This is a genomic window from Actinoplanes sp. NPDC026623 (genome assembly GCF_040638275.1).
Taxonomy (GTDB): Bacteria; Actinomycetota; Actinomycetes; order Mycobacteriales; family Micromonosporaceae; genus Actinoplanes.
This window is the reverse complement of record NZ_JBEZXZ010000075.1, coordinates 20,498-37,341: the sequence shown is the minus strand read 5'-3', so window position 1 is coordinate 37,341 and position 16,844 is coordinate 20,498. Positions and strand designations below refer to the sequence as shown.

General features: G+C 71.1%; 17 protein-coding genes. All 17 read left to right on the top strand.

Annotated elements, in window-relative coordinates; all coding sequences use genetic code 11:
- Positions 1–611: hypothetical protein (locus AB0F10_RS22550; protein ID WP_360628189.1), on the top strand; the 611-nt coding region annotated here is incomplete at its 5' end.
- Between the two features lie 6 nt (positions 612–617).
- A complete protein-coding gene (locus AB0F10_RS22545; RefSeq protein ID WP_360628186.1) occupies positions 618–2,306 on the top strand; it encodes a hypothetical protein in 1,689 nt (562 codons plus the stop codon).
- Between the two features lie 222 nt (positions 2,307–2,528).
- Positions 2,529–4,010 (top strand): phage portal protein, encoded by a 1,482-nt coding sequence (locus tag AB0F10_RS22540; protein ID WP_360628183.1) that lies wholly within the window; start codon positions 2,529–2,531, stop codon positions 4,008–4,010.
- A gap of 1 nt (position 4,011) precedes the next feature.
- Positions 4,012–5,019: a hypothetical protein gene (locus tag AB0F10_RS22535; RefSeq protein WP_360628180.1), complete on the top strand. Its 1,008-nt coding sequence runs from the start codon at positions 4,012–4,014 to the stop codon at positions 5,017–5,019.
- A 113-nt stretch (positions 5,020–5,132) separates the two neighbouring features.
- A complete protein-coding gene (locus AB0F10_RS22530; protein ID WP_360628177.1) occupies positions 5,133–6,074 on the top strand; it encodes a hypothetical protein in 942 nt (313 codons plus the stop codon).
- A 55-nt stretch (positions 6,075–6,129) separates the two neighbouring features.
- On the top strand, positions 6,130–6,528 hold the full coding sequence (locus tag AB0F10_RS22525) for a head decoration protein (RefSeq protein ID WP_360628174.1): 399 nt from the start codon (positions 6,130–6,132) through the stop codon (positions 6,526–6,528).
- Between the two features lie 15 nt (positions 6,529–6,543).
- Positions 6,544–7,575, top strand: coding sequence for a major capsid protein (locus tag AB0F10_RS22520; RefSeq protein WP_360628171.1), 1,032 nt, complete (start codon positions 6,544–6,546; stop codon positions 7,573–7,575).
- 14 nt (positions 7,576–7,589) lie between these two features.
- Positions 7,590–8,030, top strand: coding sequence for a hypothetical protein (locus tag AB0F10_RS22515; RefSeq protein WP_360628168.1), 441 nt, complete (start codon positions 7,590–7,592; stop codon positions 8,028–8,030).
- A gap of 64 nt (positions 8,031–8,094) precedes the next feature.
- Positions 8,095–8,799 (top strand): hypothetical protein, encoded by a 705-nt coding sequence (locus AB0F10_RS22510; RefSeq protein ID WP_360628165.1) that lies wholly within the window; start codon positions 8,095–8,097, stop codon positions 8,797–8,799.
- A complete protein-coding gene (locus tag AB0F10_RS22505; RefSeq protein ID WP_360628162.1) occupies positions 8,780–9,097 on the top strand; it encodes a hypothetical protein in 318 nt (105 codons plus the stop codon). Before AB0F10_RS22510 ends, AB0F10_RS22505 begins: the two co-directional genes overlap by 20 nt.
- Positions 9,098–9,153: 56 nt before the next feature.
- Positions 9,154–9,495 (top strand): hypothetical protein, encoded by a 342-nt coding sequence (locus AB0F10_RS22500; RefSeq protein WP_360628159.1) that lies wholly within the window; start codon positions 9,154–9,156, stop codon positions 9,493–9,495.
- A complete protein-coding gene (locus AB0F10_RS22495; RefSeq protein ID WP_360628156.1) occupies positions 9,492–9,896 on the top strand; it encodes a hypothetical protein in 405 nt (134 codons plus the stop codon). Before AB0F10_RS22500 ends, AB0F10_RS22495 begins: the two co-directional genes overlap by 4 nt.
- Before the next feature lie 74 nt (positions 9,897–9,970).
- Positions 9,971–10,633 carry a hypothetical protein gene (locus AB0F10_RS22490; protein ID WP_360628153.1) on the top strand — a complete coding sequence of 221 codons (663 nt, stop codon included), beginning with the start codon at positions 9,971–9,973 and terminating at the stop codon, positions 10,631–10,633.
- Between the two features lie 78 nt (positions 10,634–10,711).
- Positions 10,712–10,969: a hypothetical protein gene (locus AB0F10_RS22485; protein WP_360628150.1), complete on the top strand. Its 258-nt coding sequence runs from the start codon at positions 10,712–10,714 to the stop codon at positions 10,967–10,969.
- Positions 10,970–11,017: 48 nt separating this feature from the next.
- Positions 11,018–11,389, top strand: coding sequence for a hypothetical protein (locus tag AB0F10_RS22480; RefSeq protein WP_360628147.1), 372 nt, complete (start codon positions 11,018–11,020; stop codon positions 11,387–11,389).
- Between the two features lie 16 nt (positions 11,390–11,405).
- Positions 11,406–12,188, top strand: coding sequence for a hypothetical protein (locus AB0F10_RS22475; protein WP_360628144.1), 783 nt, complete (start codon positions 11,406–11,408; stop codon positions 12,186–12,188).
- A 75-nt stretch (positions 12,189–12,263) separates the two neighbouring features.
- Entirely contained in the window at positions 12,264–16,796 is a 4,533-nt protein-coding gene (locus tag AB0F10_RS22470) for a hypothetical protein (protein ID WP_360628141.1), read from the top strand.
- The last annotated feature ends 48 nt before the right edge of the window (positions 16,797–16,844 follow it).

Genomic DNA, 16,844 nt, shown 5'->3' with positions numbered 1-16,844 from the left:
GTTTCCCCCACCCCCCCCCGGGCGGCGGGCACCCGGTAGTGGGGGGTCCCGCCAGCACCCCCGACATGGGAACGGTGGTGGTGAGCATGGCTCGGCCCGGACCGGCACCGAATAACCGCAGACACGGGCACGGCGGACCCGAGTGGACCGACGTCCCGGACACCCCGTACACCGGGCCGGGCAGCGAACTCGATCTGCCGAGCGGGCCGGGAATGAGCTGGTTCCCGCAGGTGAGCGCCTGGTGGGAGCAGCTGCGCATCATGCCGCACTGCGTGCTTTGGGCGCCGACGGACTGGCTGTTCGCGATCGAGACGGCCTACCTGAAGCAGGACTTCTGGACGTCGTATTTCTCCGGTGAGCTGCACGCGACGAAGGCGACCGAGATGCGCCGGCGCGAGGACCAGATGGGTGTGACCCGCGAGGCGCGCCGCAAGCTGCTGATCCGCTACACCGACTCGAAACTCGCTCCCGCCACCGCTGAGCCGCCGCCGGGCGACGAGATCACAGGCGGGGCCGGCACGCCCGACCCGGGTGGCGCACCGGGCGGGGACGGGACCGTGACGGACCTGGCTGACGCGCCGTCGCGGCGTCGGCGGCTCGCCGCCGGGTAACCCGCCATGCCGCGCACACTGGTGCGCGCCCCCGGCCACGACCGGACCCGATCGCTCGGCTGGCTGGCCATCGCCTGGATCGAGTTCCTCGTGCTCCAGGGGCCCGGTGCGGTGCAGGGCCAGCGGGTGCGCCTGGGTGACGAGTTCGCCGGGTTCATCCTCGACTGCTACGCCCTCGATGCTCGGGGCCGCCGCTACTACGACGCCACGTTCTTCTCCAGGCCGAAGGGGTCGGCGAAGAGCGGCCTCGCCGGGATGATCGGACTGTTCGAGGCACTCGGTCCGGCGCGTTTCCTGGGTTTCGCGCGCGGCGGTGAGGTCTACCACGACCCGTGGGGCCTCGGCTTCCGCTACGTGTACGAGCCGGGCGAGCCGATGGGCCAGCCCGTGCACGTGCCGGTCCTGCGGATCATGGCCACCGAAGAGGGCCAGACCGGCAACGTCTTCGACACCATTTACTACAACCTCACCGAGGAGACCGCCCCGCTGTACGGGGCGCCCGGTGTCGATGCCGGCCGGACCCGGATCTACCTGCCCGGCGGCGGCGAAATTTTGCCGTCAACCGCGTCCGCGTCCTCCAAGGACGGTGGTCGCGAGACCTGGGTCTGCTTCGACGAGAGCCACCGCTACAACACCCCGATCTTGCGGGACATGTACGCGACGGTCACGCAGAACCTGGTCAAGCGCAAGCTCAGCGGCACGTGGTTCTTGGAGACCACGACGATGTTCGCGCCGGGTGAGGACTCGGTCGCCGAGGTCACCTACCGCGAGGCCGAACTCATCCGCACCGGCCGAAAACGCGGCCGGGTCCGGCAGCTGTTCGATCACCGGTGGGGCGAATGCGCCGACCTCACCGACGAGCCCGCTTTGCGGGCGGCGATCGTCGAGGCGTTCGGTGACGCGATCCAATGGAATGATCTTGACGGCATCGTCGACCAGATCTACTCCCTGCGCGCCATCCCGTCGAACAGCCGCAGGTTCTTCCTCAACGCCGAAACCTCGAGCAGCGATGCGTGGATCGCGGCGAAGGAATGGGATGCGCTCGCCGACCCGGACAAGCACCTCGCGGACCGGGACGTGGTCACGCTCGGTCTGGACGCCAGCATTTCCGGCGACTCCACCTGTCTGGTGGCGTGCCGGGTGTCCGACGGGCACCTGGAACTGCTCGGGTACTGGCTGCCCGCCGACAGCGACGACGGCCGCCTCGACCGGGTCGCCGTCGACGCGGCCGTCGCCGCGGCGATGGCCCGGTTCCGGGTGGTCGGCTTCTACGCCGACCCGCCGCACATCCAGGACTACCTCGACAAATGGACGGCGGAATTCGGCGACAAGCTGAAGGTCCGCGCGTCACAGGCCCGGCCCCTGGAATGGTGGACGGCCAGGGGCAGGCCGATGGTCTCCGCCCTGGAACGTTTCTTCGAGGCGGTCCGCGGTAAGAGCATCTCGTACACCCCGGCGCCGGAGCAGATCGAGGGCGGCGAAGGCCTGGCGGTGGTCCTGCGCCGGCACGTCCTCAACGCCCGGCGGCGTCCGTCGCGGGCGGGTCTGCAGATCGGCAAGCGGTTTCCGAAGAGCCTGGATCTCATCGATGCCGCGGTCGCTGCGGTGCTCGCATACGAGTGCCGGGCGGACGCCATCGCGGGCGGGGTGAACCCGAAGCCGAAGCGCGCTTACCGGGCCCGCCGTATCCGCTGACCGTGTTCGTCCACAGCCTTTGGACAGAGCACTCACGACCGAGCCCGAGGGCTGGACCAGCGCCGATGCAGGTGTGCGGAACGGGGTACGGCCCGCCGATCACGGGGGGAACCGGCGGGCCGCACATGATCAAGGACAACCGTTGATCGATGCATCGCCAGCCGAATTGGCGCCCGGGGCGCTGTGACGTGTGCCCGCATCCGGCGGCGGGGGTGAGTCTGCGTGCCGATCGACGTGCAGACCCGCCTCTCGCCGGGCTGGTGGATGGACCGCCTGTTCACCAAGCTCAACCAGCGCGCCCGGCAGCGCAGGCTGCGGCTGCTGGCCGACATCTACGGTGGTGACCCGCCGCTGCCGATCGGCGCGGAGAACGTCCGCGAGATGTACATCGCGTTCCAACGCCTGGCGCGGTCGAACTATGCGCAGCTCGCGGTCGCCGCGGTGTCGGAGCGGATGACGCCGGTGGGGTTCCGCACCGCGGCCGACGGTGGTGCGGTCGGTGACAAGTTGGCCGCGCAGATCTGGAAGCGGTCCGGGATGCCGGTCACGGCGGCGGACGTGCACGACATGATGCTCAACCTCGGCGAGGCGTACGTCATCGTCGGCCCGGTCGACGAGGAGACCGGCGCGCCGGTCGTCACCGCCGAAGACCCGCGGACCATCATCGGCGAGCCACACCCGGTGAACCCGATGCGGCTGCGGGCGGCACTGAAGGTGATGCGCGACGACATCGAGGGCGAGGACCGCGCCTACCTGTACCTGCCCGGTGAGGTGTGGGTCGCTCGCCGCACTGCCAGCTACGCCGCCTCCGGTGTTGGCGGCATCGGCGTCACCTGGAGCCCTCGGGCATGGGACTGGGCGCCTGAGCGTTCCGGAACGCTCGGCTTTAACCGGCTGCCCGTGGTCCGGTTCCTGAACAAGGACCAGGCGGGGGAGTACGAGGCCCACCAGGACCTGCTCGCGCGCATCAACCACCAAACCCTGCAGCGCCTGGTGATCGCCACGATGCAGGCGTTTCGGCAGCGGGCGGTCAAGGGTCTCGACGACATCGACGAGGAGACCGGCGAGGAGATCGACTACTCCGATCTGTTCGTGATGGACCCGGCGGCGCTGTGGCAGCTGCCGGCCGGGGCGGAGATGTGGGAGTCCGGCACGGTCGACCTGCGCCCGATCCTCGACGGCGTCAAAGCCGACGTGCAGGAGTTCGGCGCGGTCACCCGCACGCCGATGTTCATGCTCCAGCCCTCCGGGGTGAACCAGTCCGCCGAGGGCGCGAGCTTGCAGCGCGAGGGTCTGATCTTCAGGACGCAGGACCGGATCGACCGGACCAGCCTGCCGTGGTCGCAGGTCATGGCCCTGAGCTTCCTGCAAGCGGGCGAACCGGCTAGGGCGGATCTGTCGAAGCTCGAAACGCTGTGGGCGTCGCCGGCACGGCTGTCGCTGTCCGAGCGCGCCGACGCGGCGAGCAAGGCCGCCAACGACATCCCGCGCCGGATCCGGCTCATCGACATCTGGGGCTACACCCCCGAACGTGCCGACGAGCTGGAGTCCGAGTGGGACGAGCAGGAGCTGCGCGAGGCGCAGATCGCCGCCGCCGCCCAAACCCCCGACCCCACGGCCCCGGCCGCCGCACCGCTGGTGCTGCCGGTGCTGGACGGGCTCGCCCAGCCGGCCGTCACCGACGAGGGAGAGGGGTTGATCTGACATGCCGGGGCCCGATGGGCAGCTGACCAAGGCCGAACTCGCCCAGCTCGTCGCGCTGATCAACGCCCAGGCCGCCGCCCGGGAGCAGGTGACCCGCACCGCGGTGAACGGCACCCGGTCACGGCTGCTGAGGTTTCGTGGCTGGTGGCGCCCCGGCGAGGTCGCCGCGCTGATCGCGGAGATTCTGCGCCTGGTGCAGCCGTCGCAGCGGCGCATGGCGCGGCTCACCGACGCCTACCTCGCCCGCAGCACCTCCCTCGTGTTGGGGCGTCGGGTCGGCCCGGTGGGGCTCGTCGACATCACCGCCCTGCGCCGGGTCCTGTCCCCGCTCACCGAACAGGTCCTCGCCGAGGCGATCACCGCCAGCGTCGGCGCGGACCCGCCGCTGCCCGCATCGCAGGCCGACCGCGCGACCGGCGACACCGCCCGCACCAGCACCCGGCCGCTGGATCCGGGCGTGCCTTATGAGCGGCTGGCCAGCTTCTACCGCTACCAGATCGCCGAGGGTCAACCCGACACGGTCGCCCTGCAGAAGGTGTTGCAGCGGGCCGCGATGGTGGTCGACACCGACATCAGCCTCGCGCACCGCGCCCAGGCCCACCGGTTCATGCGCGTACGAAACGTGCGAGGCGGCTACCGGCGTGTGCTGCGCCCGGAACTGGGCAGCGGCGGACCGCCGTGCGGGATCTGCGTGGTCGCCGCCGACCGCGTCTACTCGATGGAGCAGCTGCAGCCGATCCACCCGGGCTGCCGCTGCGGCGTCATCGCGGTCGGCGACACCGCCGACCCGGGCTTCTCCATCAACGCCGACGACCTCGCGGCCATCTACTCCGCCGCCGGCGGCAACACCCATGAGGCGCTGCGACAGATCCGTGTGCAGATCACTGAGCACGGCGAACTCGGACCGATCCTCATCAACGCCGATCAGCACTATCGCAGCCCGCGAGACGTCGCCCGCGCCCCGCGCCGCGACGATGCCCCGGCCGACGCCGACCGCGTCGCCGCGTAACGCCATCGGCTGATCCCGCACCACCACCTGCTGTCCGGCCTGCGCCGGTCGGCTGCTTCGTCGCGCGCCCGTCAGGGGCCCGCGTCCACCGCCACCCGACATGGGGACACCACATGCGAATCTCCCTGCCCTGCACCGCGCCCACCGTCGAGCTTCCTGCGCATCCCCGCCTGCGTGATCCACTCACTGGTGAACCTCTGCGGGCGCTCGGTCTCACCCGTGCCGGTAAGGCGATCTGGCCCGTCAGGGGCGGCTCGCAACCGGTCGGTGAGCCCGGCCCGGCACCGACCGGCACCCCCGGCACCGGCACCCTGCCGGTCCCGTCCGCGCCCGCCGCGCCGCCGGGCACGCCGCCGCCCTCGCCGGGCCCGGTGAATCCGCCGCCAAACCCAGCAGCCGGGGAGGCGGGATACCCGGCCGGGGTGCCCCTCGAGCAAATGACCGGCGAGCAGCGGGAGGCGTACTGGCGGCACTACGCGCGCCGTAACGAGGACCGCCTCAAGTCGATGGCCGACTACGAGCAGCTGCGCGCCAAAGCGCAGGCGCACGACGAGCTCATCACCGCGAACCAGACCGAACACGAGAAGGCCGTCACCGCCGCCCGGGAAGCCGGCCGGGCCGAGGCCATGCAGCAGGCCGGCGCCGTCCTGGTCGACGCGCACCTGCGCGCCGCGGTCGGTGCCCGGCTGCAGCCCGATCAGGTCACCGCGCTGATCGCCGGGGTCAACACCGGCGGGTTCCTCACCGCGGACGGTATCGGCGTCGACACCGACAAGGTCAGCGCTTTCGTCAACGCCGTCCTACCACCCGCGGCCGTCGCACCGGCTGTCGCCGCGGTGCCCGCCGCCCCGGCCGTTCCCGCGCCGGCGCTGCCCGCCTCCGTTCCCGGGGTGCCCGCGGCGCCACCGGCGAGCGTCGGCCTGCCCCGGCAGCTGCCCGACTACGGCCAGGGAAACCCCGGCACCACCACGCTGACCGGCCTCGCCGCCGGACGCGCCGCCGCGCAGGCCCGCTTCGCCAGCCGCCAGCAGCCGCGGCCCGACACCCCGGCCTAACACCCCTCTCGGGCGTCAGCCCGTCCCCGCCCCATTGAAGGAGGGCATCGCCCGCATGGACATCTCCGTCCGCACCATCTCCTACCTGGTCGAGGACCGCGCCTGGCTCGGCTCGGCCCACGGCACCGATTGCACCGAATCCATCACCGTCGCCGTCAGCGAGTTCACCCGGGCCACGCACTACCCGAACGGTGCCATCCCGTCCGGGATGCCGGTCGCGCTGATCACCTCCGGCGACAAGACGGGCCTCTATGGCCCCTACGACCCGGCGAAGACCAACGGCCAGCAGCACCTCGCCGGGCACCTCTTCTCCTCGATCCGAGTCGACGGCGGCGCGAACGTCGGCGCCGCCCTGCTCTGGCACGGCTCGATCGTCACCGCCCGGCTGCCCGCCGGCCACGGCCTCGACGCCGCCGGCATCGCCGCCGCCCCCGGCTCCCTCCGCTACCGGTAAGGACACCCCCACACGATGATCAACTTCGACCTGGTGGAGCCGGCCGTCCTCACCGGCTACGTGCGTTGGATCCCGACGCCGGCCAACTACACCCTCAACATGTGGCTGCCCGACGAGACGATCCCCGACATCGAGGCCGCCTTCGACACCCTCATTCGGACCAACAGGGCCGCGAAGTTCAGGGCCTTCGACGCTGAAACCCCGGTGGGATCCAGGCCGGGACTGGAACGCAAGCGCGTCGCTCTGCCCCCGCTCGGGCAGAAGACCCCGATCGGCGAGGAGGAGCGGCTCAAGCTGGAACGGGCCCGCTCCGGCGGCGACATCACCTCCGCGATGGTCGACGCCGTCTACAACGACGCCGAGATCAACACCAGTGCGGTCCACGCCCGCCAGGAGCTAGCCCGCGGTGACGTGTTGACCGACGGCCGATTCACGCTGCGCGGCGAGAACGGCCTCACCCTCGAAGCCGATTTCGGGGTGTCGCCATCGCACCTGCCCGTCGCCGCGATCTCCTGGGCCAACCACGCCGACTCCGACCCGTTCGACGAGATGCGCTCGTGGGCGGACCTGTTCACCGACGACGCCGGTGAGCCGCCCGCCTGGGCGCTCACGTCCCGGATCGTCATCGGGCACATGCTGAGAAACGAGAAGGTGCGCCGGCTCGCCGCCGGCAACGGCGTGACCCCGTCGATGATCAGCCGTGCGCAGCTCAACACCCTGCTCGAATCGTTCGACCTGCCGCAGGTGGTCTCCTACAACACCCTTGTCGACGTCGACGGGGTCTCCACCCGCCCGATCCCCGCCGACCGGATGGTGTACCTGCCACAGGACCCGCGCACGCTGGGCCGCACGATCTGGGGCATCACCGCCGAAGCGCTCGAATTGATCGGCGGCACCAACCCGCAGCTCGCTTTCGAGGAGCTCCCGGGCCTCGTCGGCGTGGTGATGAAGGAAGGCGACCCGGTCCGCACCTGGACCAAAGTGGGCGGCGTCGGCATGCCCGTCATCGGCCAACCGCAGCGGCTGCTCACCGCCAAGGTTCTGTAAGCGAGGTGGCCGACATGCAGCAGCGCCGCCTCGCCGCCTGGGTGATCATCGACGGGCGGGCCTACGGACCGGACCACGACCTACCCGCCGACATCGCCGAACGGATCACCAACCCGCACGCGTGGCCACCCGAGCACGCCAGCGCGCCGGAACCCGAGCCCGTCTTCGCCGGACCGGCGGCGCCGACCTGGAACCTCGACGCCACACCAGCGCCTAAACCGGCGCCGGAACCCGCGCCGGACCCGGCGCCGGTGCTCGTGCTCCCGGACAGCGGCGGCGGTGGCGGTCTGCCGGCGGTGGTGCCGCCGCCGCGCTCCGGGAAGGGCTCCGGTGTCGAGGCGTGGCGGGCTTACGCGGCGGCCATGCACGTCTCGGTGGCCGATGACACCGACCGTGGTGACATCATCGCCGCCTGCGTACGGGCCGGTCACCTTCGCGCCGGCGACGCCGACTGATGGCGCCGCCACTCGATGCTCGCGTCGCCGACGTCCGCCAGGCACGCCCGGACGGAGGTGAGCTATGGACGTCGGCGACACCGTCGAGCTGATCTTCACCACCACCCCGGGCGCGACGGTTACCGCGACCTGGTCACGGCCGGACGGCACCGTCGCCGTCGCCGTCGACGCCGTCCCGGTCGTCGAGTCAGCGTCGGCGCCCGGGCAGTATCCGGCAACGTTCCTCGGCGATGAGCCGGGACTGTGGCGCGCGGTGTTCCGCGCGACGGGTACGGCCGTGCAGAGCGAGGCGTACCACGTGCGGTTCCGCACCATCGACGGGCCGCCGCCGCTAGCCACCGTCGACGAGTACACCGAACTGTTCGGAGCGCTGTCCCCGGCCCGCGAAGCCCTCGTCCGGGCGTTGCTGCGCCGGGCGTCGCAGCTGGTCCGCGACACCTATCCCACGGTGGCCGAGAGGATCGCGTCCGGGCAGCTGTCGGCGGACAGCGTCGGCCTGGCCGTGCTCAACATGACGGTGCGGGTCATGCGCAACCCCGACGGGCTGCGCGCGCAGACGACCGGCCCGTTTTCCCGCTCCTACGACCCGGACCTGGCATCCGGCCTGCTCGCCCTGACCCCTGCGGACACCACGCTGCTGGCCGGCATCCGCCGCAACCGGCGCCGGGCCGGGACCATCTGGACGAAGCCCGGACACACCGTCGACCTTCGCTACCTCGACCACCTCCGCCTGCTCGCTCACCTGCGCGATGTTCGCCGCAGGCGGTGACACCGAGCCGGTCGTGATCGTGCACCCGCCGGCCACGGATGTCTTCGGCGACCCGATCCCCGGCACCGGTACGGAAACCGTGGTGCCCGACTGCCTGTTCGCCCCCGGCGCCACCCGGGAGCTGGAAGTCAACGCCAACACCGTGCAGGCCGACGCCACGGTGTTCGCCCCACCCGGCACCCGGGTCGACGCCCACGATCAGGTGCGCATCCGCGGCCTGCTCTACGAGGTGGCCGGCACCCCGCGGGAGTGGCTCAACACCGTCACCGAGATCCCCGTACGCCGCACGACCGGCTGACCCGGGCATCCCGGGCTCCGATCGTCGCCTCACCCGACGGGCAGGGGGTGACGGGCGTGGCCGTCGTGCGGGTGCGGTTCAAGCTCGACAAGAAGGGCATCGCCGCGTGCGCGGTCGGCCCGGAACTACGCCACGCGGTGCACGACATCGCGGCGTCGGCGCTGCCGTACGCGGAATTCATCTCGCCGCGCGACACCGGCGACTACGAGAGCTCGTGGGAGATCGTCGACACGATCGTCACCGACATCGGCCGCCCGCCGATGGCCCGGGTCGCCGCGCAACTGGCCAACACGTCCGATCACGCGATCCTCGTCGAGGTCGGCACTCCCACCGTCGACCCCCAGCGGGTCCTCGCCAAGGTGCTCGACTGGATCGACGTGCTCGGGCGCGGCACATGAGCGATCTCGCGGACCTCGCGCGCCGATTCCCCGACATCCACGTGCTGCTCATCGAGGTCCTGACCCCGCTGGTCGGCGCCGGCCGGGTCGCGACGCAGACCCCGGCCGACCTCGCGCAGCGGCTGCCCTTCTGCCGGGTGACCCGCACCGGCGGGCACAGCGACCGGCTCAGCGACTATGCCCGCGTCGACATCGACGTCTTCCACAAGACGTACGCCGAGGGCGAGCAACTGGCCGCCCGCGTGCACGAGTTCCTGACTCTTCAACGCCTGCGGGCCAGCAACGGCCGGGTGGACCGCGTCGTCGTGGACGCCGCCCCGATCGAGCTGCCCTGGGCGCCCGGGGTGCGCCGCTTCACCGGCCGCTACCTGCTCGTCAGCCGCCGCGCACCCACGCGCTGACCAGCGCACCGCCGCCCTCCTCAACTTCCGCCCGAGCCTGCGTGCCGGGCGGCTACCCGTCTGCGAGGTGAGCCGTGTCGTACGCGGCGTTGCAAGAGAAGAAATCCGAGCTGATTCGTAAGGCCCTCGACGGCAGCGTGTTCGTCGCGCCGGACAGCGTCCCCTCACTTGGTGCCCTGACCACCACAGGTGGGGAACTTTTGCCGCTGCCGTCCGGGTGGGGCGACCTCGGGCACCTATCCACCGACGCGGCCGCGTTCGCCCGCGCGACGGAGACGACCAAGGTCAGGTCATTCGGGTCGGTCGAATCCACCCGCGAGGACGTCACCAGCGACGAGATCACCATGGCGATCAACGCGCAGGAGACGAAGAAGCAGGTCATCGGCCTGTTCACCGGCGCTGACGTGGCGGCGCTGCGCGCGACCGCCGGCAGCGGTGAGGTCGCCATCGCCAAGCCAGACCGGCCCAAGCCGCGGTACTACCGCGTGCTCGGTTTGTTCGTCGACGAGGTCGAGGCTGGAGAGATCTATTTCGGACGGTACATGCCGAGATCCCGGATCACCGAGTTCGGCGATCAGAACATGGGCGAGGGCGACGACCCAATCCAGTACCCGATGACCTTCACCGGCTACAAGGACTCCGCGGTCGGGTTCTCGCACCGCTGGCACTGGGCCGGGCCGGGATGGCTCGCCCTGCTCGCCTCCATGGGCTTCGACCGAGAGCCCACCACCCCATAACGGCCCCTGGGCGCCGACACCCGTCGGCGCCCAACGCTGCCGCCACTCCCGCATCACCTGCACGAGAGAAGGAGTCGCATGGCTGTGAACCGCGGAGCAGAGCTTCTACCGCCCGGCAGTGACGGCACGCCGCTGGGCGCGTATATCAAGGCCGACGCCAACGGCGAACTCATCGAACGCATCGCCTACACCCCATCCGATGCGGTCGCGCTGGCCTTCGACGGCTGGTTCCCCAAGCCCGACGGCACAGCCCCGGCGCCCGCTGCTGCTCCACCGTCCGCCGCGGAAACGGCGCCCGCCCGCGAGCTGCGCGGCGGCACCACAAGGAACCGCTGACCCGGCACGGCCATCTGCCGTACCGAACCGTGAGGAGCCCTTCCGCTGATGACTGCTGTCACCCCGCACGACACCACCACCCCGGCCGGCCCGGTTTTCGACGCCGCGCCCGTCCTCGAGGACGACGCCGTGGCGGTGGTGTGCGACCTCGACGCCTACGAACGCCCGACCGATCGCCCGGCGCCGTTCTGGTTCACCTACAAGGGCCGCAACTGGCTGTTGATGGATCAGATCGACACCGACTGGCAGGAACTCGACGCGGCGCAGGGCAATCCCCGGTTGATGATGCACACCCTGCTGCCCCCGGAGCAGCGGGCCACGCTGCTGGCGCACCGGATGGAGATCTACCGCTTGGAGAAGCTGATGAGCGACTACCGGGCGCACTACAACCTCGCCCCTGACGGTGTCCCCGCGCCCTGACCCTCCGGCGTTCGGGTTGGACCTCGACGACGTCGACGCGGAACGCCCGCATCACCGCCTCAAGGTCCGGGCATTCGGTCGGCCGGTCCGGCTGCGGGATCCGCGCACGGTGTCGTGGCGCGCGGTCGCCGCCGGCACCGGCGACCGGCGGCACTTCCTGCAACTGCTGGTGTACCCGGACAGCCGTGCGCTGGTGGCCGCCCTGCCCGACTACCGAATGCGGCACCTGGTGCGCACCTACCGCACCCACTACGGGCTGTGCGCCACACCGGCCGATGACCAGCGCCTCGCCGGTCTGCTGGCCCGATACGGCCAAGCGATCGAACGTGACCTGCTGCCTCAGGGGCTCGACCTGCACGAGCTGTGGCAGCAACGCCGGTGGCGCCGCCTGCTCAACGTCATCGACGCGCTGCCCCGCAACAGCCACTTCGTCGAAGCACTCAGCGACGACGAGCAGCTCGCCGAGCACCTCCTGGATCGGCCGCCGGCCGGTGCGGGGCGCCTCGCGGCGTCGATGTCGCAGTTCAGCCCGGAGCTGGAGATGGCCACGCACACCTACGACCGGCTCGGAGAGCTGATCCAGGCGGTGACCGCCGCCGCCGGTGGCAAGCCACCGAAGATCCCCGCGTATCCGCGGCCGCGGACCGCCGCCGACCGGATACGCAAGCGCCGCGCCCGCGCGCAGCACCGCAACCTCGTCGCCCGGCTGCTGCCCCACGGCCCCCAACCGGCCCCGCCCCGCCCGCCCGCACGCCGGGGCGGCCGGGCGGCCGGCGATCCGGTGTCTGTGGCCTCGTAGCCGCCGTCCCGTCTCACCGTCGCGGCCCTGCGGCAGCTGGGGGCGGTGATGGCGTACAGCGCGGGCACTGCCTTTTTGCAGGTCGTACCGTCCTTCCGGTTCATCGACCGCGAGATCAGCAAGGGTCTGGACGGGCTCGCACGGCAGTTCGGCAAGAAGCTCGACGACACGCTGCCGGCCGGGTTCAGCCAGGCCGCGCAGCGCGCCGCGCGCACCGTCGCACCGGACATGAACCGGACCGGCGCTGGCCTGGCGGGGACCTTCGCGACGGCGTTCCACAAGCGGGTCGAGGCGGCGTTTCGGGCGCTGCCCGAGGTGGAGCTCACCGCGGACTCCTCCGACGCCGACCGGGCAGTGCAGGCGCTGCGCGACGAACTAGCACGGCTGCACGACAAGCGTATCGGTGTCGACATCGACGAGGTCGCGGCGATGGCCGGCATGCTGCGCCTCAAGGCCCTGCTGCAGGAGATCACCGACAGCAACACGTCGGTCGAGTTGAACGCCGACACCGACCGGGCACGGCGGGAACTGCTCGGCTTCTTTTCAGACGTCAAGACCGAGGGCCAGCAGGCGGCCGACGCCGCGGCCAAGGCCGCCGTCGACGCCGCGCGCAGAGCGGCGGAGAAGGCCGCCGGCGAGCAACAGGCCGACGCGCGGCGTCGCGCGCAGCAGGCCGCCGCCGACGCGGCCCGCGACGCGGAACGGATCGCCAAGGCCGCCGCGGACGCGTTCGCCCGCACGTTCAGCGGCCAGACCCAGACCGCAGTCCGCAACGCCATGCAGCGGCTCCCGGTGCTGGACATCCGCGCGGACTCCACCGACGCGGAACTGGCCATCGCCGGGATCCGCGGCCAGCTCGCCACACTGGCCGGCCGCCGGGTCGGCATCGACATCGACGAAACCACGGCGCTGGCGGCGATCGCGCACCTGCGCGAGCAGTTGCAGGAGCTGTCGCGCGCCGACGCCGACGTGCGGTTCCGGTTCGACGCGGCGGCCGGCGCCGCCGAGCTCGCCGCCGTCGCGGAGATGGTCGAGCACCTCGACGGTCAGGACGCGCACGTCGAGATCGAGGTCGACGCCGACCGGGGCCTACGCTCCCTCGCTGGGCTCGGGGACGCGACACAGGTCAACCTCGGCCGGCTCGGGCTGCTGATCGCCACCGGCGCCTCGCTGGGCACCGCCATCGTGCCGGCCGCCGCCGCGGCGACCACCGCGATCGGGTTCATCGGCACCGCCGCCGCCGCGTCCACGATCGCCGTCGGTGTCCTCGCGCTTGGCTTTAGCGGGATCGGCGACGCGGTCTCCGCGCTGATGAAGGCCGACGACGCCGCCGGCTCGTCGGCGGCGTCGCTGTCACGGGCGCAGTCGCAGGTGGCCGGAGCCGTCGACGCGGTGGCCACCGCGGAACGCGGCCTGGCCGCAGTGCGGGCCAGCAACGCCGAAGCGCAGCGCCGCGCGGCCCGCGACCTCGAAGAGGCCGAGATCAACCTGGCCCGGGCGCTGCTGGTGCACAAACGCGCCCTGCAAGACCTGACCGAGGCCAGGGAAGAAGCCCGCCGCCAAGCCCGCCGCGAACTCGAAGACCTCAGCCTCGCGATCGAGGAAAACGCGCTCCGGCAGCGCCAGGCGACCCTCGATGTCGCCGACGCCAAGGCGGCGCTGGACCGGCTGATGGCCAACCCACTCGCGACCAAGGAGGAACGCGAGCAGGCCCGCATCACCTACGAGCAGGCCCTGCTGCAGCAGAAGCAACTCGGCGTGCAGCAGAACCGCCTCGCCGAGGAACGCAAAGCCGCGGCGAAGGCGCAGGTCGACAGCTCCGACCGGGTCCGCGCCGCCCAAGAGCGCGTCGCCGATTCCGCGAACCGGGTCGCGGCCGCGCAACGCGGCGTGGCCGATGCCGTCGCCGCGCAGACCAGCCAGCAGCGCCAGGCCGCGAACGCCCTCGCCGGGGCGCAGCAGCAGCTGATCTCCTCGCAACGCGCGCTGGCCCGCGCCTACACCAGCGCCGGGGTGGCCGGCGGCGACGCGATAAGCAACGTCGAGACCGCGATGGGCAAGCTGTCACCCACCGGCCGCGAGTTCGCGAAGTTCGTGTTCGGGCTGCGCGACGAGTTCTACCAGCTGCGCTCGGCGGCGTCCGACGGGCTGCTGTCTGGTCTGCAGACCGCGATCACGGCGATGCTTCCTGCTCTGCCACGGGTGATCACGTTCGTCGGCCGGGTGTCCGACGCGCTGGGTTCGCTCGCGCGTAAGGCCGTCGACGAGCTCAAGGACCCGACGTGGCGGCGGCTGTTCTCCTACATCGAGTCGACAGCCGTGCCGACGATCGAGCAGCTGTTCACCGCCGGATCGAACATCGCCCGGGGGATGGCCGGGCTGTTCCTGGCGTTCACCCCGCTGACCGGCGAGGTGTCCGACGGGCTGCTCGACATCACCCAGAAGTTCGCGGACTGGGCCACCACCCTGGACACCAACCAGGGATTCCAGCGGTTCCTTACCTACGCGCGGGAGAACGCGCCGCCGGTCCTTGACATGCTCAAGCAGCTCGCGATCACCGGGATCCGGTTCGTCGAGGCCGCGGCGCCGATCGGCTCTGCCGTCGTCGACGGCTTCGCCATGTTGTTCGAGTGGATCAACAAGATTCCGATCGACGTCCTCGAGGTCCTGGTCGGTGCCATCGCTGGTGCGGCCGCCGGGCTCGCGGTGCTCGCCGCGGTCACCTCGGCGATCTCGCTCGGCTGGGCCGGCGCGATCGTCGCCGGGGTCGCCGCGATCGCCGCCGGCGTGGTCGCGCTGTACCAGTCGGTCGAGCCGTTCCGCACCCTGGTCGATCAGGTCGTGCAGCTGTACGCGGACCGGCTGACCAGGCTGTGGCAGCAGATCCTGGCCCCCACCTTCACCGCGATCGGCGACGCCGCGGCGTTCCTCTGGACGAACTACCTGTATCCGCTGTCGCAGGTCTTCGCGACCCAGTTCGTGATCATCGGGCAGGCCGTCTCTGGATTCTGGTCCACGATCGGCCGGCCGATCTTCTCCGCGATCAGCTGGTGGATCACCAAGATCATCGGCCCGGCGCTGAGCTGGCTGTACTCGGCGATCGTGAAACCCGCCTTCGAGGCCATCGGAGTCGCGTTCAAGGTCGCCGGCGCCGCGTTCCAGGTCCTGGCCGGGATCGTCCAGATTGGAGCTAAGGCGCTCGCGTTCGTCTTCGGCCAGCTCTGGACGGTGGCCGTGAAGCCGGTCTGGGATCGGATTCGGCCGTTCTTCGATTACCTGCGTGACGTCATCGCGGTGCATGTGGCGCCGCGATTCAAGCAGGGCTTGGCCGTACTGGCGACGGCGTTCGCGTTGCTGGCCAACGCGGCGAAGGAACCGATCCGGTTCGTGGTCCAGACCGTCCTCAACGACGGGTTGCTCAAGGGCTACAACACCCTGGCGAAGGCGTTTCACGTCAAGCCCGACGACGTGAAGATCAGCCTGCCGGACAGCTGGAACAACAAGCTGCCCCCGGTCAAGTTCGCTGACGGTGGCATTCTGCCCGGCTATACCCCGGGCCGCGATGTCCACCGGTTCGTCTCGGCGAGCGGCGGTCTCCTCGACCTGTCCGGCGGTGAGGCGATTCTGCGTCCGGAAGGTACCGCCGCGCTCGGCGCCGGTTGGGTCGACGGTGTCAACCGGGCAGCCCGGACCGGCGGCGTCGCGGGAGTGGAGGAGTACCTGGCAGCCCGCGCCACCGCGACCGGGCCGAACAACCGGGGTGTCGGTGACGGGTTCGGTGACCTGCTCGGCAAGGTCCGTAAGCAGGCCGGGGATGCGCTCACCGGCCTGAAGGATGTCCTTACCGACCCGGCCGGGGTGCTGCGCCGGGTCACCTTCGACCTGCTCAACCTGGTCCCCGGCCGCACCAGCATGATCGGCCGGGCAGTCACCGCCGTCCCGGCCCGGCTCCTCGATGCGGTGGTCGATCGGGTCAAGCAGCTGTTCACCGGCGACGGCCCGCACGGGTCCAGCCGCGGCGGGATCGGTGCCGCGGCGATGATGCGGATCCTGCACGGTCCGTTCCCGGACTTGCCGCTGATCTCTGGCTACCGGCCCGGGGCGATCACCGTGACCGGCAACCGGTCGTACCACGGCATGGACGCCGCGAACGGCGAGCACGGCCGGGCCGTCGACGTACCCCCGCTGATGCGGGTCTTCGACTGGATCCACCACGCGTTCCCCGACTCCAGGGAGCTGATCTTCACCCCGGCCGTGAAACGGCAGATCCACAACGGTGAACCGCACGTCTACAGCGGGGCCGTCGCCGCCAACCACTACAACCACGTGCACTGGGCACTGCGCGACGGCGGCATCCTGCCCGCCCTGTACGACAACGGCGGGTACCTGCCGCCGGGGTTGTCGGTGGTCGCCAACGGCACCGGCCGCCCCGAACCGGTCCTCACCGACAGCCAGTGGAAACAGCTCAGCGCCGGTTACCAGCATGCCGAGGCGCGAAACGGTGCGCAGTACCTGTTCCAGTTCCGCGACTCGACGCTGACCCCGGCCCGGTTGCGGGCCTTGCAGGACCGCGAGGATTCCCTGAACCGCGTCTACCGGAGCCGGTGACGTCCCTTTGGTGAGGGCATACGTTCACCTACTACCTGTGGATCGAAT